The 17,809-nt window shown below is 71.7% G+C and carries 17 protein-coding genes; 4 read left to right on the top strand and 13 right to left on the bottom strand.

The annotated features are described in order from the left end of the window. Nucleotides 1–64: 64 nt before the first annotated feature. The 11 genes from ACFW1A_RS03375 to ACFW1A_RS03325 form a co-directional block, all read right to left on the bottom strand. A complete protein-coding gene (locus ACFW1A_RS03375; protein ID WP_380403314.1) occupies nt 65–880 on the bottom strand; it encodes an S-methyl-5'-thioadenosine phosphorylase in 816 nt (271 codons plus the stop codon). Further along, nucleotides 877–1,623, bottom strand: coding sequence for an acireductone synthase (gene mtnC / locus ACFW1A_RS03370; protein ID WP_380403311.1), 747 nt, complete (start codon nt 1,621–1,623; stop codon nt 877–879). Before mtnC ends, ACFW1A_RS03375 begins: the two co-directional genes overlap by 4 nt. Further along, entirely contained in the window at nt 1,620–2,201 is a 582-nt protein-coding gene (locus tag ACFW1A_RS03365) for an acireductone dioxygenase (protein WP_380403308.1), read from the bottom strand. Before ACFW1A_RS03365 ends, mtnC begins: the two co-directional genes overlap by 4 nt. A 13-nt stretch (nt 2,202–2,214) precedes the next feature. Continuing rightward, on the bottom strand, nt 2,215–3,828 hold the full coding sequence (gene mtnA / locus ACFW1A_RS03360) for an S-methyl-5-thioribose-1-phosphate isomerase (protein ID WP_380403305.1): 1,614 nt from the start codon (nt 3,826–3,828) through the stop codon (nt 2,215–2,217). Nucleotides 3,829–3,855: 27 nt separating this feature from the next. Then, nucleotides 3,856–5,103 (bottom strand): ATP-grasp domain-containing protein, encoded by a 1,248-nt coding sequence (locus ACFW1A_RS03355; RefSeq protein ID WP_380403302.1) that lies wholly within the window; start codon nt 5,101–5,103, stop codon nt 3,856–3,858. Nucleotides 5,104–5,199: 96 nt separating this feature from the next. Beyond that, nucleotides 5,200–5,571 carry an ArsR/SmtB family transcription factor gene (locus ACFW1A_RS03350; protein ID WP_380403300.1) on the bottom strand — a complete coding sequence of 124 codons (372 nt, stop codon included), beginning with the start codon at nt 5,569–5,571 and terminating at the stop codon, nt 5,200–5,202. Between the two features lie 10 nt (nt 5,572–5,581). Further along, on the bottom strand, nt 5,582–6,637 hold the full coding sequence (locus ACFW1A_RS03345; protein WP_380403298.1) for an anion permease: 1,056 nt from the start codon (nt 6,635–6,637) through the stop codon (nt 5,582–5,584). A 79-nt stretch (nt 6,638–6,716) separates the two neighbouring features. Then, nucleotides 6,717–7,505 carry a methyltransferase domain-containing protein gene (locus tag ACFW1A_RS03340; RefSeq protein ID WP_380403295.1) on the bottom strand — a complete coding sequence of 263 codons (789 nt, stop codon included), beginning with the start codon at nt 7,503–7,505 and terminating at the stop codon, nt 6,717–6,719. Nucleotides 7,506–7,522: 17 nt separating this feature from the next. Then, complete coding sequence (locus tag ACFW1A_RS03335) at nt 7,523–8,629, bottom strand: GTP-binding protein (RefSeq protein ID WP_380403292.1); 1,107 nt, start codon at nt 8,627–8,629, stop codon at nt 7,523–7,525. A gap of 31 nt (nt 8,630–8,660) precedes the next feature. Continuing rightward, nucleotides 8,661–9,923: a GNAT family N-acetyltransferase gene (locus ACFW1A_RS03330; protein WP_380403289.1), complete on the bottom strand. Its 1,263-nt coding sequence runs from the start codon at nt 9,921–9,923 to the stop codon at nt 8,661–8,663. A gap of 48 nt (nt 9,924–9,971) precedes the next feature. Beyond that, entirely contained in the window at nt 9,972–11,222 is a 1,251-nt protein-coding gene (locus ACFW1A_RS03325) for an RCCLKC-tail radical SAM protein (RefSeq protein WP_380403286.1), read from the bottom strand. Nucleotides 11,223–11,892: 670 nt separating this feature from the next. On the opposite strand from ACFW1A_RS03325, the gene ACFW1A_RS03320 reads away from it, so the two are divergent. From ACFW1A_RS03320 to ACFW1A_RS03310, 3 genes are all read left to right on the top strand, one after another. Then, entirely contained in the window at nt 11,893–12,981 is a 1,089-nt protein-coding gene (locus ACFW1A_RS03320) for a permease (protein ID WP_380403283.1), read from the top strand. 118 nt (nt 12,982–13,099) lie between these two features. Then, the gene (locus tag ACFW1A_RS03315) at nt 13,100–13,417 is read left to right on the top strand and encodes an ArsR/SmtB family transcription factor (RefSeq protein WP_380403280.1); all 318 of its coding nucleotides are present in this window, start codon (nt 13,100–13,102) and stop codon (nt 13,415–13,417) included. Between the two features lie 45 nt (nt 13,418–13,462). Then, nucleotides 13,463–13,819, top strand: coding sequence for an ArsR/SmtB family transcription factor (locus ACFW1A_RS03310; protein WP_380403277.1), 357 nt, complete (start codon nt 13,463–13,465; stop codon nt 13,817–13,819). Here ACFW1A_RS03310 and ACFW1A_RS03305 read toward each other — a convergent pair. After that, a complete protein-coding gene (locus ACFW1A_RS03305) occupies nt 13,789–14,004 on the bottom strand; it encodes a hypothetical protein (RefSeq protein WP_380403274.1) in 216 nt (71 codons plus the stop codon). The genes ACFW1A_RS03310 and ACFW1A_RS03305 overlap by 31 nt on opposite strands. A 128-nt stretch (nt 14,005–14,132) precedes the next feature. Between ACFW1A_RS03305 and ACFW1A_RS03300 the strand changes: the two genes are divergently transcribed. Next, a complete protein-coding gene (locus tag ACFW1A_RS03300; RefSeq protein ID WP_380403271.1) occupies nt 14,133–14,930 on the top strand; it encodes a DUF427 domain-containing protein in 798 nt (265 codons plus the stop codon). Nucleotides 14,931–15,324: 394 nt separating this feature from the next. Here the strand turns inward: ACFW1A_RS03300 and ACFW1A_RS03295 are convergent, their stop codons facing one another. Next, a complete protein-coding gene (locus ACFW1A_RS03295) occupies nt 15,325–17,586 on the bottom strand; it encodes an MMPL family transporter (RefSeq protein WP_380403268.1) in 2,262 nt (753 codons plus the stop codon). Between the last annotated feature and the right edge of the window lie 223 nt (nt 17,587–17,809).

Here is a 17,809-nt window from a genome sequence, read left to right as displayed (position 1 = left end):
GGCTGACCGACAACGGTGCTGTCCGGGGCCGCTGCACACGCCCGGTGCAGCGGCCCCGGACGCATCAGGGGAGCTGGAAGGGCAGTTCCAGACCGTGGAGAGCTTCGGCGCACTGACAGGTCCGGCTCTGCGGCAGCAGCTCGACCGTCCTGAGGATGACCGACTTGAGCCGCCCGGTGTTCTCCGCGAAGACCCGGAAGACCTCCTCCTGGCCGACGCTGTCCTGGGCGTCGATGCCCGCGTCGTAGTCGGTCACCAGCGCCACCGCCGTGTAGCAGAGCGCGAGTTCGCGGGCCAGCACCGCCTCGGGGTGGCCGGTCATGTTGACCAGGGACCAGCCGGCGGCGGCGAACCACTGCGACTCGGCCCGGCTGGAGAACCGCGGTCCCTCGACGACCACCATGGTCGCGCCGTCGTGGGCCTCGGTGCCCGCCGCCGCTGCGGCCTTCAGCACGGCGGCCCGGCCGGGAGCGCAGTACGGGTCGGCGAAGGAGACGTGCACCGCGCCTTCGTCGTAGAACGTCTGGACCCGACCGCTGGTGCGGTCCACCACCTGGTCGGGAACGACGATGCTGCCGGGCCCGAGCTCGCGGCGCAGGGAGCCCACCGCACAGGGAGCCAGGATCTGACGGACCCCCAGCGAGCGCAGTGCCCAGAGGTTGGCGCGGTAGTTGATGCGGTGCGGCGGCAGTTGGTGGTGGCGGCCGTGGCGCGGCAGGAAGGCAACCCGGCGGCCGGCCACGGTGCCGATGGCGATGGCGTCCGACGGGTCGCCGTACGGCGTGGCCAGGCGGACGTGCTCGGTGTCCTCCAGGAGTTGGTAGAAGCCGCTGCCGCCGATGACCGCGAGGTCGGCGGCGGGCTCGATGGTGCCGGTCATGGTGCTCCGTTTCGGGTCGCAGCCGGTGCGGGCCGTTCGGTGAGGTCCAGCTCGTCCAGCGAGGTGATGCAGGCGTGCCCGGTCACGGCGCAGCCTCGGGGGTCGTCGGCGCGGCGGACGGTGACGGTCTGCCAGCCGGCCTGTGCGGCGGCGTCCAGTTCCTCGGTGACGTCGCTGGCGAAGAGGATGCCTGCGGGGTCGGAGCCGATGGCTGCGGCGATGGACGCGTAGGAGGCGGCATCGCGCTTGCCGCCGGCGGTGGTGAGGTCGAAGTAGCCGCTCAGCAGGGGGGTCAGGTCCCCGAAGGCCGTGTGGCCGAACCAGTCGCGCTGTGCGGCGACCGCGCCGGAGGAGTAGATGTGGCGGGCGATGCCGGCGGCCTTCCAGTGCGCGAGCGCGACGGGGACGTCCGGGTAGACGTGCCCGGCCAGCTCGCCCGTCCGGTAACCCTCGGCCCAGATGAGCGCCTGCAGGGTCTTGAGCGGTGCGGCCTTCACGTCGCGGTCGGACCAGCCCGCCAGCAGCTCGGTCGCGGCTTCGAGGGAGAGTTCCCGGTCGGCTGCGTGGTCCCGCACGGCAGCCAGCAGTTCGCCTCCTGCCACCGTGTGCTGATGCTCGGTCAGCCAGGCCGCGAGACGGGTGCGGGCGTAGGGGAACAAGACGTCGTGGACGTGCGAGAGCGAGCCGGTGGTGCCCTCGATGTCGAGCACCACGGCCTGCACGGTGCGGGCGACAGTGATCACCGGCCGTCCCCGGCGAGGAGGGCGTCCAGGCGCGGGAAGCCCTGCGCGATCGGCTCGCCCGTGAAGTCGCCGACCCAGCCGTCCTCCTTCTCGAAGAACCGGATCGCGGCGAACTCCGGGCGCGGGCCCATGTCGAACCAGTGCCGGGTCCCGGCCGGTACCGAGAGCAGGTCGCCCGCTTCGCAGACCACGGCGAGCACCTGTCCGTCGAGGTGCAGGTAGAAGCAGCCGGTGCCGTGGGCGAAGAAGCGGACCTCGTCCTCGCCGTGGCGGTGCTCGTCGAGGAACGTGGCGCGGGCCGCGGCCGCCTTCTCGCGCCAGGCGTCGCTGTCCTCCTGGTGCAGGCGGGCGATGTCCACCAGGCGCAGGCCCTGGAGGGCACACAGCTCGTCGACCTGGGCGCGGTAGCTCTCCAGCAACTCCTCCGAGGTGGTGTCGGCGCTCACCGCTGCGGCGAGCGGCCAGCGCTGGAACGCCACGCCGTGGGACTTGAGCCGCTCGGTGATGACGGCCTCGTCGCGGGTGCGGAGCAGCACCGTGGCGGAGTCGTCCTCGGGCATGATCTGCAGGAGTGTCATCTTCTCGGACCTCTCAGAACGCGGGGATCAGGTCGGCGCCGGTGAGCAGCAGGAGTTGGCACATCGCCTCGAAGCACTCCAGCCGGTTCCTGGCCTGGGCGAGGTCACTCCCCCAGACCGTGATGCCGTGCTGGGCGATCAACAGCCCTGGTGCGAGGGCCTTCTCGCCTGCGAGGTAGTCGCTCACCTCGGAGGCGATGCGTGAGACGTCGGGCCAGTTGGGGAAGAGCGGCACCTCGGCCGTCGCGGGGTCGCTCAGGCCCAGGCCCTTGAGCAACTCGAAGCCGGCGAGTGCGACAGCGCCCACTTCGCCGTCGGCGGGTCCGCGCGAGGCGATGGCGGTGGCGTACGGGGAGTGCACGTGGATGACGGCCGCAGCGTCGGTGTGGCGGTAGACGGCGGCGTGGATGGCGGTCTCGGCCGACGGCCGGGCGGCCCCGGAGCGCAGCGGAGTCCCACCGGTGGCGGAGATCTCGATCATGTCCGGCGCAGCGAGGCTGTGCTTGTCCCGGCCGCTGGGAGTGATCAGTGCGGTGTCCTCGGTACCGGGCAGCCGGACGGAGAGGTTTCCGGCCGTTCCCGGCATCCAGCCTCGTTGGTACAAGGCCTTGCACTCGCGGGCCAGTTCATCACCGAGGCCGGGTCCCGCCCCCGGCCGCACGGTGCGGCGCTCGGTGACGATGGCGGTGATCAGCTCGGCGGGGGTGACGTCGAAGGCCGGGTTGTAGGCTGCCGCGCCGGGCGGTGCGGCCGGCCCGGCGACCTCGGCGGCCTCGCGTTCCTCGATCACGATGCCGCTGCCGTCCGCCAACGACGGGTCCCAACTCGACTCCGGCGCGACGACGATGAACGGGATTCCGTGGCGGGCGGCGGCGACCGCGAGGGAGTAGGTGCCGATCTTGTTGGCGGTGTCGCCGTTGGCGGCGATCCGGTCGGCGCCGACGAGGACGCAGTCGACCATGCCGCGCGCCATCGCGGCGGGGCCGGTCGAGTCGGTGCAGAGCCGGTAGGGCACCCCGGCCTCGCCGAGCTCCCATGCGGTGAGTCGGGCGCCTTGCAGCAGTGGCCGGGTCTCGCCGACCAGGACCTCCTCGATCCCTCCCCGGTCGGCGAGTTGCAGGATGGTGCCGAGCGCGGTGCCGACAGCGGCGGTGGCCAGCCGACCGGTGTTGCAGTGGGTCAGCACCCGCAGCGGCCTGCCCGGGCACAGCTGCGCCACCAGCCCGGCGGCTCGCGCCACCATCGCCTCGTTGACCGCGATGTCCTCCGCCAGCATGGCCCGGGCCTCGGCGAGCACCGCCGCCGGGCCGTCGCCCAGGCGGGTCAGCGCGCGCTCCACCGCCCAGGCCAGGTTGACGGCGGTGGGCCGGGCCCCGGCCAGCCGTTCGGCGTCGGCGCGGACCGCCTCCTCGGACTCGTGCTGGTGCGCGGAGAGCGCGACGCCGAGTGCACCGGCCAGGCCGATCGCGGGCGCGCCGCGCACCGCGAGCGAGGTGATGGCCTCGATCACCTCGTCCACCGAACAGAGCCGCAGCTCCTCGTACCGGTGCGGCAGGGCGCGCTGGTCGACGGCTGTGACGGCGCCGTCGGTCCAGTGCAGTGAGGGCCGTATCGGGGCGGGAGCCATGGTGTCCTCCGGGCTGGTGGATGACGGTCAGTCAGCGAGGGGCTTGGCGTGCAGTTCGACCAGCCGCTCGGGCTCGGCGAGGTCGACGGCGATCCGGACGGCGTCGGTGCCGGTGGCGATGACGTAGCCGTAGCGGGACATGTAGCCGCGGGGCGGCAGGGCCAGGCGGGTGCCCGGGCCCGCGGTGGCAACGGCCTTGTGGATGCTGGGGCCGAGCCGGTCCTCGTGGACGACCGCCTCGATGGCCTCGCAGTCGGCGGCCGGGTAGAGGAAGCGGACCGCGGCGTGCCGGTGGTGGCGGGCCCGGGTGTCGGGGGTCTGTCCCGCAGCCACCTGGGCGGCGGCGACGGCGGGGTCGCAGCCGGTGGCGAGGGCGCCCAGGTAGGGGATGAAGTCGCCACCGAGCCGGGCGTTGATCTCGACCAGGCGCGGGCCGTTCGGGGTGAGCTTGAACTCGGTGTGGGTGGCGCCGTGCCCGTAGCCGATGGCCCGGTGGATGCGGTCGAGCTGGTCGAGCAGCTCCGGGTCGGTGAGCAGCGGGTCGGCGGCGTCGACGGTGTGGCCGGTCTCCTCGAAGAACGGCGCCAGGCCGGTCTCCTTGCGGGCGACGACCAGGGGCGTGCACTCGCCGTTGGAGATCACGGCGTCCACGCTGATCTCCGGTCCGGTGAGGTACTCCTCGACCAGGACATCGGCCTCGTAGCGCGGCACGCCGGGCCAGTTGGCGCCGCTGGCGGCCTCGAAGGCGGCGGCCACGGCGGAGGCGTCGTCGGCGAGGACGACACCGAGGCTGCCGGCCAGGCCCCGGGCCTTGACGATGACGGGGTAGCCGATCTGCTCGGCCGCGGACAGGGCCTGCTCGGCGGTGGCGACCGGGTGCGAGGCGGGCCCCGGAACTCCTGCCCGGGCGAGGACGGCTCGGGTGGCGGCCTTGTCGCGGCAGGCCAGCACGGCCTCCGGCGGGCTGCCGGGGAGGCCGAGTGCCTGGGCGAGCTGGGCGGTGGAGTGGACGAGCGACTCGTCGTAGGTGAAGACCCCCGCGGGCGCGAGCTGGGCGACCAGGGGCGTGGCCGCCTCGATGAGGGCCTGCGGGTCACGGGTGTCGACCCGGGTGGTGCCGATGACGTACGGCAGCTGCCAGGTCGGTTCGACCGAGTCGACCAGCCACAGGCGGAACGCGGGGGCGATCGCGGCCAGGATGTACTCGCGGTAGCGCCGGTCGCCGCTGCCCACCAGGAGCAGCACGGGGTGGTCGGTGTGGTCCTGGGTGGGCACGAGGGAGTGTCCTTCTGGTCGGGCCGGGTGCGGGGCTGCTGGGCCCCGCACCCGACGGGGTGTCAGGCGACCGACTCCCCCTGGTGGGACTGCTGGTCAGCCCACCGGGGAGAACCCGTCGGATCGGGTGTGCTCGGTTGGTCCGCTCGTCCGTCCCGGCACCGGCAGCCGCCCGAGGACGACGTCGGCGGCCGTGGGCAGGCCGATCCCGCAGCCCCGGTTGACGGCGTACAGGATGTTGGTGCCCTGGCGCCGTCGGGTGACGAACCGCACCTGGTGCAGGATCTTCAGGTGGTGCGAGACGGTGGACTGTCCGATCCCCAGGTGTTCCACGATCGTTCCCACGGGCACGGGGGCTTCCTGCTGGGACAGGAAGTGGACGATCAGGACGCGGTTGGGGTCGGAGACTGCGTGGAACCAGCTGGCGTAGGTTTCCGCCGTTGCCCGATCGAGGGTGTTGTCGGTCATTCGGCGCAGGTTAGCGGGCCACGGTGAACACCAGAGCTGCCACGACTCCGGCGAAGGGCGGAGTGACCAGCCAGGCGATCAGGAAGTGACGCAGCGTCTTGCCGCTGATCCGGCCCAGTCCGAAGCCGGCGGAGCCGGCGATCGCACCGGTGGAGACGTGGGTGGTGGACATCGGCAGGCCGTAGCCGGCGCCGAGGCCGACCAGCGTGGCGGTGGTCAGGTTGGCCAGGAATCCTTCCTTGTGGTTCATCTTGACCACGCCCTCGCCCAGTCGCTCGGCCACCCGCATGCCGCCGGTGACCGAGCCGACGGCCATCGCGACCGCGACCAGGATCATGATCTGCCAGGTCTTCATCCCCGCGGGGACGAGGGCGAAGGCGCCGATCGCGACCATCTTGGGTGTGTCGTTCAGGCCGCGGGCGAAGCCGGTGGCTCCGCTGGTGAGCCAGTGCGCCGCGGTCAGGAGCTGGCTCGGTGCCTTGGCCTCGACGGCGGCCGGGGCCTCGGTGGCCTCCAGGACGGAGACCCCGCCGGTGCCGCCTGCCGGCGGTGCACCGGCGGCACCGGTCGGCGCCTGCGCGGCGCGGCCGAGCCGGCCGAAGACGAGGGCCAGCACCAATGAGATCCCGTAGGCCACGGCGACGCTGGTGAGCAGGGGGTTGATCAGCTTCTCCGGGATGGCGTTCCACGCGACGCCGTTGGACGACAGCAGCAGGCCGGCGCCGACCAGGCCGCCGATCAGCGCGTGGGTGGTCGAGACCGGCAGCCGCAGCACGGTGGCCACGGCCACCCAACTGGCGGCGCCGACGAGCACGGCGACCGCGAAGGCGTCGGTGGGCTTGGCGGTGACGATGCCGCCGGAGAAGAGCTTGGTCATCTTGGACGCGAGGGCGAGCGAGCAGACGCAGCCCGCAAGGGTGGTGACGGTGCCCCAGATGATCGCGGTTCTGTATCTGGTGACGCCTGCTCCGGCCAGCGTGGCGACGCCCTTGGGGACGTCGTTGCTGCCGTTGACCGCGGCGAGTGCCGCGGTGAGCAGGAAGACGAGTACGGCGGTAAGAGACATGGCGGTATCTCCTGTTCGATGGGCCGCCTCCGCCGTCACGATGGAGTCGTGGCGGCGGAGGCGGAGGCGCGGGGGCTGCTCAGCAGCAGCTGCCGCCCGGCTCACAGGCGGCGGGCTCGATGCCCTCGCCGAGCGGCTTGCGAGCCCGGATGATCGCGGCGTGCAGACCGTCGGCGGCCTCCTGGGTGAAGACCACCTCCGCGTCCTTCAGCCCGACGGCCTCCAGCAGCTCCTTGTACTCCGAGACCGACAGGGCGCCCGCGATGCACTCGCTGTGGCCGCCGCGCTCGGCGCGCTCGGCCGGGCTGAGCCGGTCCTCAGCGACCACGTCGCTGATGCCCAGGCGGCCACCGGGGGCCAGCACGCGGGACATCTCGGCGAAGACGGCCGGCTTGTCGAGGGACAGGTTGATCACGCAGTTGGAGATGATCACGTCCACGGTCTGCGCGGGCAGCGGGATCTGCTCGATGGCGCCCTTGAGCAGGACGATGTTGCCGATCTCCGCGTCCTCGATGTTGCGGCGCGCGACGGCGAGCATCTCCTCCAGGAAGTCCAGGCCGTAGACCAGGCCGTCCTCCCCGACCCGGCGGGCCGACAGGATGAGGTCCAGGCCGGCGCCCGAGCCGAGGTCGAGCACGGTCTCGCCCTCGCGCAGCTCGGCGACCGCGGTGGGGTTGCCGCAGCCGAGGCTGGCGAGCAGCGCCGCGTCGGGCGCGGTGCCGGGGCCGATCTCGGCGTAGGCGGCCGGTCCGAAGGTGTTCGGGTCGGGCGAGCAGCAGGCGCCACCGGCCTCCGCCTCGGCGGCCTTGGCCGCGTAGTAGGCCCGGACCTCCTCCTGCAGCTGTCCCGCGGTGGTGGTGTCCGTCATGGGACTGGTCCTCTCGGTCAGGCGCCGGCGGCGGCGAGGCGGTGGATCGGGCGGGGGTAGCCGGGCTTGAACGAGACCGGGGTGGTCGCCGAGGACGAGACGCCGTGCGCCTCATCGGCTGCGGTGACGGCCTGCTGGACGGCGCGGTCCAGCTCGTCGGGCTCGCAGGCGACGCGGGCGTTGACCACCGCACGGGCCGCGGTGGCGGTGGCGCCGGCCGCGCGGTCCAGGACCGGGGCCTCGCCCGCGCCGGTGACGCTGAGCTTGGCGAACTCCTCGCCGCCGGTCTCGACGGTGAGCTTGGCGTGGCCGATCAGCGCGTCGGTGCTCCGGGCCCAGTCGGACAGGTGCTGCAGCACGCTGCTCGCCCAGGCGGTGGCGTCGAAGCTCTCACCGGCGGCGGACAGGTCCAACTCCTGGTTCATCCAGGCGAGCTGGGCCTCGGCCGCGGCGTAGCGGTCGTAGTCGATGTCGAGCTCGACCGCCTGGTTGCCGGACGGTCCGCCCCAGGCCGTGAGCAGCTCGGGCAGGTGGTCGCCACCGGTAGCCGAGTAGCCGACGACGGTGGCGTTCGGGTACTCGGTCCGCAGCCGGGTGAGGATCTCCTCGGCGCGGTCGGCCTTGACGGTGTCGAGCTTGTTGACCGCGATGACGTCGGCCTCGGTGAGCTGCTGGCGGAACAGGTAGGACAGGTCCGACTCCGGCTCGCCGCGCTGGGCGGCCCGGTCGAAGGCGATGAAGCGCAGCGGGTCGACCACGGTGGTCAGCGGGGCGACCACCATCTGCTCGCCGTAGTACTGGCGCAGCGGGCGGACCACGGTGGCCTGCAGGTCGGTGCAGCTGCCCACGGCCTCGGCGATGACGGTGTCGACGTCGTCGGAGCCGACCAGGGCGACGATCGCCTCGACGAGGTCCTCGAACTTGCAGCAGAAGCAGCCGCCGGTGACCTCGGCGACAGCGTCGAGCTTGCTGCGCACGAGCTTGGTGTCGACCAGCTCGACGCCCTGGTCGTTGGTGATGACGGCGACCTTGCGGCCCTGCGCCTGCAGCGCGAGGGCGGTGGCGGTCATCGTGGTGGTCTTGCCGGCACCGAGGAAGCCGGTCAGGGGTATGAAGGTGATCACGTGGGGTCCTTCTGACAGGTCGTCGGTTCGGTCAGCCGGTCGAACAGCAGGCGCCGCCGCCGTTGTCCGACAGCAGGGTGAGGCCTGCGGGGGCGGGGACCGTGGTGTCGCCGAAGGCGATCCGGCGGCTGGCCCCGAAGGCGTCCAGCCACTGCTTCGCCTGCGGGCGCAGGGCCGGGTCGGCCAGGATCATGGCGGTGCTGACAGGGCGGGGGGTGCAGCCGCGCAGGGCCTTGGCCTGGTGGGCACCGGCACCGAACTCCACGGTGCGCAGTCCCTCGGCGTAGGCGTCCCGGACCGGGGCGTCGAGCACCATCGCGAAGTAGATCCCGCTGCGCTCACCGATCGCGGCGTAGTCGAAGCCGGCCCACTTGGGGAAGAGGCGGTGGTGCTTGCGGATCACCACGCAGGTCGCGACCACGGCGCCGTCCTTGCTGCCGAGGTAGGCGCGCACGTCGGTACCGGCGTCCAGCAGCGCGGTGAGCACACCGGCGATGTGGGCCGGCTCCTCCCCCGCGCCGTTCTTCTCCCGGTTCAGGCAGGTCAGTTCGGCGATCCGGTCGACGTACGGGCGGATCGCCTCGCCGTCCACGCGCTCGATGGTCACCCCGGCGGCGGCCGCCTTGCGGACGTCGGCGTTGATCCGCTGACGCTTCTTCAACGGCAGCGAGGCCAGGTGAGACTCCCAGTTGGCGGCGTCCAGGCGCATGAAGTCCTCGTAGCCCCAGAAGGTGCTGTGGCCGCCCTTGGCGTTGAACGCCTCGACCAGCGCGTCGTTGCCGCTGCGCGCGGAGATCCACGGGGCGACGATGCAGCGGATGCCGGCCTCGAACGCGGCCGGGACCAGCTTGTCGACGATCTGGGCCATCAGCGAGGGCGTCCAGAAGTTGTACGCCACCTCGGTGCGGTAGCCCAGCGGCGAACCGAGCAGCAGGGCGGGGAAGAACGGCTCGGCGCCCAGCGCGTCGACCTCGGCGCTGATCGCGGAGTTCGTCTCGGCCCCGCAGCAGACCTCCTCGCCGGAGGGCGCCTGCCAGCCCAGGTAGGTGCGCGGCTCGTGGTCGACCACCGGCGGCTCGGTCATGATGTAGCCGGGCAGCAGGGCGAGTTCGCCGCGGGCCCGGGTGGCGACGGTGTGCCAGGGCTTCAGCTCCGGCAGCACCTGCTCGCCGGCGGCCAGCCAGGTCGGGCCGAGGTAGGGGAACGAGTCGGTGAGGTTGGCGAGCTCGCCCTGCCAGTCCAGGTCCGGCAGCGCCTGCCCGGTGGTGACGACCACGCGCGGGGATCCACCCATGTCAGTGTCCTTCGGTTCTCGTGGTTCTCGCGGTTCTCGGTGCGCGGGTCAGCACTTGACGCAGCAGCGGATCTTGCCGACGTCCTCGGCGTCCGCGCGGCGCTCCAGCCACAGGTCCTCGACCCGCTGGTCCGGGTGCTTCCACTCGACGTAGAAGCCGCGGTCGACGGTGGCGATGTCCTCCATCCACGGCGAGGACAGCAGCGGGGAGCCCTTGAAGAGCAGCAGTCGGGTCTGCAGCGCGGTCGGGTCGGTGACCCGGGCCAGACCGGTCTCGATCAGGAAGTCCTCGAAGCCGAGCAGTTCCTCGTACTCGATCCACGGGGTGAAGGGGATGAACGTCGGGTACAGCTCGAACCCGATCCGCTCGGCCTCGGCGATGCAGGCCTTCATGTGGTCGACGTCGATGTGCTTGTCGAAGATCCGCAGGATCCGGTTGGAGGGGAATTCCAGCGCGGAGGTCACCCGCTTGAGGCCGAGCGAGACCAGCTTCTCCAGCTCGGCGGTGTAGTCGAGGATGTGGTCCACGCGGGTGGTGAACTCGAAGGTGATCGGGCCGATCTCCTCGACCAGGCGCTCGATGACGCCGACACCGATGGTGCGGGAGTTGAAGAACTCGGCGTCGATGAAGCAGAAGTGACGCACGCCCTCCTCGGCCAGCTGCAGGCAGTCGGCCAGCACGGTGTCCGCCTCGTAGGCCGACACGCCGCCGTCGTAGGCGCCGTACACCGAGCAGTAGGTGCACTTGTGGTGGCAGCCGCGGGAGACCTCGACGTTGCCCATCAGGCCGAACGGCGAGTGGTGGGCGTCGTAGTGCACCAGCGAGGGGAACAGGTCGCGGGCCGGCGCCGTGACGGCGATGCGGCGGCGCGGCGGCTTGGGCTGCATGCCCTGACCGGTCATCACGGCCGGGACGGCGGTGACCTCGCGCGCGCCGCGGGCCAGCTCCGCCAGCTCCGGGCTGATCAGCTCGGGCTCGTCCATCGCGATGCCGTCGACCACCTTGAGGAACTCACGGTGGTTCATCTGGGCGTACTGGCCGAAGGCGACCACCGTGGCCTCGTAGGCGGTGGCCACTCGGCGGGCCAGTTCGATGCCGCGCTCCACGCCCTCGAACTGCTGCACCGAGACGAGCACGAGGTCGAACGGTCCCTCAGGAATCGCCTCGGGAAAGCGGTGCGCGTCCCAGCCGACCACGTCGGCGTCCTGGGCGCGCATGGCGGCGGCAGCGCAGGCGGAGGTCAGAGGTTGCAGCTCTGCTTCGAAGGCGGAGGCCACGAGCACGCGCGGTCTGGACATACGTCCCCCCGGATCGTCGTAGTGGATGGCGACCGGTCTTGACGAGCGCCGGTCCGGCTCTGCGGTGACGGCGATGTCGACCGACGGCCGGAACGATGGCAGAGTTCAGCGATATATGTCAATAGATCGATGAAGGCTGGTCAGGGCGCAATCGAAGATGAAAATTCGATCTACTCGGATAGAACCGATTGACGGCGCCGACGACGTCGCCCCACTGATGCCAGAGCAGCCTGCCGGGACGAGGTGCGCCGGCCGACACTGAGGTGCCCAGCGGTGCGAGCGCGCCGAAACCTTCATCAACTTTCGAGTTTCCCAATGCTGTTGGCTGATCCGCAGTCGCCCGTCCAGCAACACCCCGGGCCGTCCAAAACGGACTTTTCCGCATGACGGTGTCCATTCACGCAAACAGGAGCAGCCTTCCCAGAGTGACCCCAAACCACCAGGTCCGACCGGCCTCGCAACGGAGCACCGTCGGACGCCCCTCTCGACCGAGAAGCATTCATCGAATAACATCGATGATCAGAGCCGACGGACTGGCCGTCCTCATCGATCTGCCATGCCGCGCGCGGTTGCCCGGTCGCGGCCCACCGGCCCGGCCCACGAGGCCGTACCGGCCCCGTCACCGCCGCGAGCAGGACCACAGCCCAGCCCTCGTCAAAGGATGGCAACCATGCACGACGTCCTCCAGGTGCTCCACATAGCCTGGGAGAACCTGCTCGACCTGGGAGTGTTCTTCTTCCTCGCCCTGTTCATCGGCGCAACGGTCGACCTGCTCTACCTCGACATCGTGGCTCGGCGCTCGTTCAAGAAGCACGGCCTCCTGGGCGTCCTGTTCACCACCTGCCTCGGCGCCTTCAGCCCGTTCTGCTCCTTCACCGTGATCCCCCTGATCCGCAAGCTGCTGCGCACCGGCGTGCCGCTCTCCGCGGTGATGTCCTTCTGGATCGCCTCGCCCGCCATGGACCCGCCGATCTTCGCCCTCACCGCCAAGCAGATCGGCCTGCCGCTGGCCTTCGCCCGCCTCCTCGGCGCCCTCGTCCTGGCGCTGAGCGCCGGCATCATGATCCTCATCATGGAGAAGCGCGGGCACTTCAAGGACGTCCTGCGCCCCGAGACCACCACCGTCGAGCGCGTCGGCGACAAGCAGCAGGCCGCCCCGGCCGCGACCGCTGCGGTCGCGGCCGGCAGTTCGGCGGGCGGCACCGGCGTGCTGCTGCTCGACGCCCCGGCCGAGTCGGCCGGTGAGGAGGCGGGCGGCTGCGCCACGGCCTGCGACAGCGCACAGGCCGACGAGGACGACGACGGCGCCCCCTGGTGGCCCCAGGCCAAGGCCAGCCTGAAGTCCAAGCGGAACTGGCGGATCACCGGGCGCAACCTGGTCCGGGACACCTTCGCCCTCGGGAAGTGGCTGGTCTTCGCCTGCGTCTTCGAGGGCGTCATCCGGGTCTACGTGCCGAACAGCATCGTCACCGACCTGCTGGGCGGCAAGGGGTGGCTGCTGGCCATCCCGCTGGCGGTCCTCATCAGCATCCCGCTCTACCTGAACGGCGTCGGCGCCATTCCGATCGTCGGCGGCCTGCTCGCCAAGGGCATGGCCCAGGGCGCGGCGGTCAGCTTCCTGCTGGCCGGCTCGATCACCACCGTCCCCGCCATGGTCGCGGTGCGCAGCGTGGTGAACAACAAGGTCTTCGCTCTCTACCTGGGCTTCGGCATGATCGGCAGCATGATCCTCGGCGCGATCGCACAAGCCCTCCTGTGAACCCGCGAGGCGGGTGCCCGGTCGACCCCCGCGACCGGCACCCGCCTCGCGATGATCCCTGCCCACCTCGCTGACGGGAGCAGTCATCGACTATGGTCGATGAACCATGAACGGTGTGATGAACGCCCATCTGATCGACCGGGACGCGGCAGAGACCTACGCGACCTGGTTCAAAGCGCTGTCCGACCCCACCCGGGTGCAGATCCTCAACCTACTGGCCGTCGCCGGCGGGCCCATGACCGTGGGCGAGATCGTCGAGCACACCAAGGTCGGCCAGTCCACGGTCTCCCACCACCTGAAGATCCTCGCCGACGTGCGCTTCGTCTTCCGCGAACGGCAGGGCACCTCCGCGCACTACACGGTCAACGTCGCCTGCGTGGCCTGCTTCCCGAGCGCGGCCGATGCCGTGATGGGCCGCCCCGCGCCGCCGACCTGAGCCGTACGGCCACCTTCACACGTAGCCCCCGGCCAAGAGAGACCCATGCCTGACCTCCAGCAGAGCACGACCGCCTCCGGCATACCCTGCTGTCCGCCAGTCACCACAGCCGCGCTGTCCGAGCCGGACGCCGAGGCCATGGCCGCGATGTTCAAGGCCCTGTCCGACCCGGTCCGCCTGCGCCTGTTCTCCCGTGTCGCCTCCCACCCGGCAGGTGAGGCCTGCGTCTGCGACATCCAGGACGTCGGCGTCTCCCAGCCCACCGTCAGCCACCACCTCAAGAAGCTGCGCGAGGCCGGGCTGCTCACCTCCGAGCGCCGGGCGACCTGGGTCTACTACCGCGTAGCCCCCGAGGCTCTGTCTGCCATGGCTCACCTGCTCAGTTCTACACGCCCGGTCTGACTCCTGAGTCGGCCGCCCGGCGAGCGGTCCTGCAGCGCACCGGGCCGGCGAGTCGGCGGCGCAGCACCGCGTTCGCCTGCCGGAGCCACGAGCAGCGCGGCATCCTTCGCGGTGTCGCGGCGCAGCAGCACTCCGGGGACGGACAGCAACGGGCGGGCCACCTCGTGCAGCAGCGGGAGGATCACGCGGACATGGTGCCCACCGAGATCGCCCTGCCGCTGCCACCTGCAGCGATGACCTTCCGAGCCCGACGCCGGCTCCGGCGCCCTACGCTGGACAGGTGGCGTCGGGTGTCCCAGCGAGGGAGCGTGCAGTGAGCGAGTACTCGGAACGTCCCGGCTATCCGGCAGTGAACGTGCAGGTCAACCATGTCGAGCCGGTGCCACGGCGGATCCGTGCCGTGTTGGCCGGAGAGACCGTGCTGGACACGACGCGAGCCCGCTACGTGTGGGAGGTGCCCTACTACCCGCGGTACTACATTCCGCTGGACGACATCCGCAGCGATCTGCTGGTGGCGGACGGGAGCGACCCGCAGGACGGGCCCCGGGGCAGGGTCCAACGGCACGGGTTGCGGGTCGGCGACATCGAGCGGCCGGGCGCCGCCACCGTGTTGCGGGAGTCACCGATCGCCGGGCTCAGCGCAACGGCATGCTTCGAGTGGGGCGCCCTCGACGCCTGGTTCGAGGAGGACGAGCAGGTCTTCGTCCATCCGCGCAGCCCGTACGTGCGAGTCGACGCAGTGCGCTCGACCCGCCGGGTCCGCATCGAGCGCGACGGCGTGCTGCTGGCCGAGTCCTCGTCGCCGGTCATGGTCTTCGAGACCGGCCTGCCGACCCGCTACTACCTCAACCGCACCGATGTCGACTTCCAGCGGCTGATCCCCACCGACACCGTCACCGCGTGTCCGTACAAGGGAACGACCAGCGGCTACTGGAGTGCCCGGATCGGGGAGCGGCTCCACCCCGACCTCGCCTGGTGCTACGACTTCCCCACCGCCGCCCTGCTGCCCATCGCCGGACTGATCGCCTTCTACAACGAGCGGGTCGACCTCTTCCTCGACGGCCACCAGGTCGACCGCCCCAGGAACCGCCCTGCCAGCGCCGCCAGTTGACTGGCCAGGAGGCCGCCGGACGGCTGCTCAGCCCGGCTGGTGCGCACTCCGCCGGGCGCCCCGCAACGCCGTTCGGTCGGTGCTCGGCCGGCTACCGTCGCCGAGGATCCGCCACTGCGGGCATCCACCGTCCCGCGCGCCGCGGAAAGCCTGGTGCTGCCGGCCCGGTCCGCCGGACTGACCGGCCGACGCCAGCAGGTCCTCGCAGTCACAGAGCGCGCCTCCCTCCCCCAGCCTTCGGCCGGGCGGGCCCCCCGTCCTCCACAGGCGGCCGGCCCGGCCATGCGGGGCCATGCCCCGTTGGGCCATGACGCGCTGCCGGTCGCTCACGAGCCGTGCACGGCCCTGCTCCTGATCGTCCGTCAGGAGCGGGGCCGTGCGGCGCCCCGGGGCGTCAGCGGTCGGCGGTGGTGATCCAGTAGGGGTCGGGGTCCGCGCCGTGGGCCGGGTGCTCGGCGTACTGGCGGTGCGGGGCCTGCTCCCGTGCCGCGGTGCGGGCTGCCGGTCGGCCCGAGCGGAGGGGCCACCAGAGGCTCCGGCCGAGCAGCGCCGCCAGCGAGGGCACCAGCACGATCGAGAGCAGGAAGGCGGAGAGCAGGATGCCCAGCGCCATCGCGAAGCCGACCTGCTGGGTCGACGACGACGGGGTGACCGCGAGGGTGCCGAAGGAGCCGGCCAGCACCACGCCCGCCGTCGCGATGGCCGGCGCGGTGTGCCGCACGGCGCGGGCCACCGCGGTCCGGGCCGGCACGGGCTGCTCCATCTCCTCCCGGATCCGGTCGCTGATCAGGATGTTGTAGTCGGTGCCGAGGGCGACCACGAAGAGGAACAGCACCAGCGGCAGGGTGAAGTCGACGCCCGGCCGGTGCATCGCGTGCTGGAAGAGCAGGGCGGCGGAGCCGAGGGTGGCCGCGAAGCCGAGGCCGACCGAGACCATCAGGATCACCGGTGCCAGCAGGCTGCGCAGCAGCATGAACAGGATCAGCGCGATCAGCACGGCCGCCACCGGGAAGACGAGTTCCAGGTCGTGGTCGACGGCGGCGGAGACGTCGGCGAGAATCGCCGGGGTGCCTCCAACGTGGGCCACCAGCCCGGCCGGTGTCGCCTTGGCCACCGCCGCGCGCAGCGGGCCGGAGACCAGCTCACGGGCTTGCGGGGACTGCGAGTCGGCGGTCAGGAAGAGGTCGATCCGGGCCGCCTGTCCGCTCCGGCTCAGCACCGGCTCGGCCACCTGGCCCACGCCCCGAACCTGGGTCAGCTCGTGGGCCAGGCCGCCGAGGGTACCGAGCGCGCCGGTGGTGAGCCGGCCACCGTCCGGGGCCGTCAGATAGACGCTGGTCGGGTCCGACACACCGGCCGGCAGGGCGCGGGAGATCTCGGCGGCGGTGGTCCGAGCGGCGGTGCGCGGCCCGCCGTCACCCTGGCCGTAGTCCATCCTGATGCCGACCAGTCCGGTGGCGAGCGTGCCCAGCAGGGCGACACCGGCCAGGGCCGGCACCAGCGGGCGGCGGGCCACCAGGGTGCCGAAGCGGGCGGCCGTACCCTCACGCGGCTCGCGGTCGAGCGACCGCGAGGGCCAGTAGAGCTTGCGGCCGGCGGCCGCCAGCACGGCCGGCATGAAGGTGAGGCTGGCCAGCAGCATGACCAGGACCGAGATCGCGACGGCCGGACCGAGGACCCGGAACTGTCCGAAGCTGGCCAGTCCGAGGGTCGCGAAGGCGGCGACGATGGTCAGCGCGGCCGAGGTGACCGCGGTGCCCACCCGGGCGCTGACCTCGGCGGCCGTGACGCGGTGGTGCTGCCGCGGGTCGGCCCGAAGCTGTTCGCGGAAGCGGAACATCAGGAAGAGGAAGTAGTCGATGCCGATCCCGAGCAGCACCACGCTGATCAGGCTCGGTACGGATTCGCTGAGCCGGATTCCGGTGAGCAGTGCGCCGAGCACCACCGCGCCACTCGCCGCGCCGCCGATCACAACCACCGAGATCAGCGGCACCAGGGCCGCCATCAGGCTGCGGAAGACCAGCACGTGGAGCAGCACGATCAGCCCGAGCATGCAGCCGGAGGCGATCACCGTCAGGGTCTTCGAGGCGTCGCTGGAGTCGACCTGGTCGGCCACCGGGCCGGTGAAGCCGGTCCGCAGGCCCGCGGCGGCGAACGTGGCCCTGGCGGAGTCCCGGAAGACCCGGAAGGTGCTCTGGAAGCCCGGATCCGCGGAGTTCCCGGTCAGGTTGGCGGCGAGCAGCTCGAAGCTCCGGTCCGGTGCCACCGTGGCGGTGGCGACCTGCGGGACCTGCGAGTAGTCCCGTTGCAGCGGGACCTGGTCGGCCGGCTTCGGCATGGTGACCTCCCGCCGGCCCAGCTCCTGCGCCTGCGCGTCGATCTGCCGCTGGTCGTCGGCGCTCAGCGGCCTGCCGTCCGCCCTGGCGACCAGCACCGTCACCGGGTTGGCGTCGGCCCTCGCACCGAACTGGTCCTGAGCGATCTTCATGGCAGCGGCCGAGTCGTAGCTCCTGGGCAGGAAGTCGCCCGTGCCGGTCTGGGTCACCCGGAACATCAGCGCCTGCCCCAGGACGGCCAGGGACATCCCCAGCAGTAGCCAGGCGATGATGACTCTCCAGGGGTTCCTGGTGGAGAACCCGGTCAGGGCGCGGATCACGATGCCTCCCGGCAGTGCGGTGATTGGGACATGGACCGGGATCCCCGGCCGGACTCCAGACCATCACGGCGCACCCCGCCCCCTCGTCCGAGCACAGGACGAGAAAGCCACCGGGACCGGGGTCCGGCCGGGCCGGGCGCGCTCGGCCCGGTCCCGTCCCGCCAGGACCGTCACGCCAACGGCGTCAGCCCCAGGCCCGCGCCCGGGGCGGTGGCGGTGCGCA

It is taken from the genome of Kitasatospora sp. NPDC058965, from assembly GCF_042741245.1.
GTDB lineage: Bacteria > Actinomycetota > Actinomycetes > Streptomycetales > Streptomycetaceae > Kitasatospora.
This window is presented reverse-complemented; position numbering and strand designations above follow the sequence as displayed.

Coding starts and splice junctions, on each gene's coding strand:
- ACFW1A_RS03375 (WP_380403314.1), bottom strand. CDS start 880: ATGACCGGCACCATCGAGCCCGCCGCCGACCTCGCGGTCATCGGCGGC.
- ACFW1A_RS03365 (WP_380403308.1), bottom strand. CDS start 2,201: ATGACACTCCTGCAGATCATGCCCGAGGACGACTCCGCCACGGTGCTG.
- mtnA (WP_380403305.1), bottom strand. CDS start 3,828: ATGGCTCCCGCCCCGATACGGCCCTCACTGCACTGGACCGACGGCGCC.
- ACFW1A_RS03350 (WP_380403300.1), bottom strand. CDS start 5,571: ATGACCGACAACACCCTCGATCGGGCAACGGCGGAAACCTACGCCAGC.
- ACFW1A_RS03345 (WP_380403298.1), bottom strand. CDS start 6,637: ATGTCTCTTACCGCCGTACTCGTCTTCCTGCTCACCGCGGCACTCGCC.
- ACFW1A_RS03340 (WP_380403295.1), bottom strand. CDS start 7,505: ATGACGGACACCACCACCGCGGGACAGCTGCAGGAGGAGGTCCGGGCC.
- ACFW1A_RS03330 (WP_380403289.1), bottom strand. CDS start 9,923: ATGGGTGGATCCCCGCGCGTGGTCGTCACCACCGGGCAGGCGCTGCCG.
- ACFW1A_RS03325 (WP_380403286.1), bottom strand. CDS start 11,222: ATGTCCAGACCGCGCGTGCTCGTGGCCTCCGCCTTCGAAGCAGAGCTG.
- ACFW1A_RS03320 (WP_380403283.1), top strand. CDS start 11,893: ATGCACGACGTCCTCCAGGTGCTCCACATAGCCTGGGAGAACCTGCTC.
- ACFW1A_RS03315 (WP_380403280.1), top strand. CDS start 13,100: ATGAACGCCCATCTGATCGACCGGGACGCGGCAGAGACCTACGCGACC.
- ACFW1A_RS03310 (WP_380403277.1), top strand. CDS start 13,463: ATGCCTGACCTCCAGCAGAGCACGACCGCCTCCGGCATACCCTGCTGT.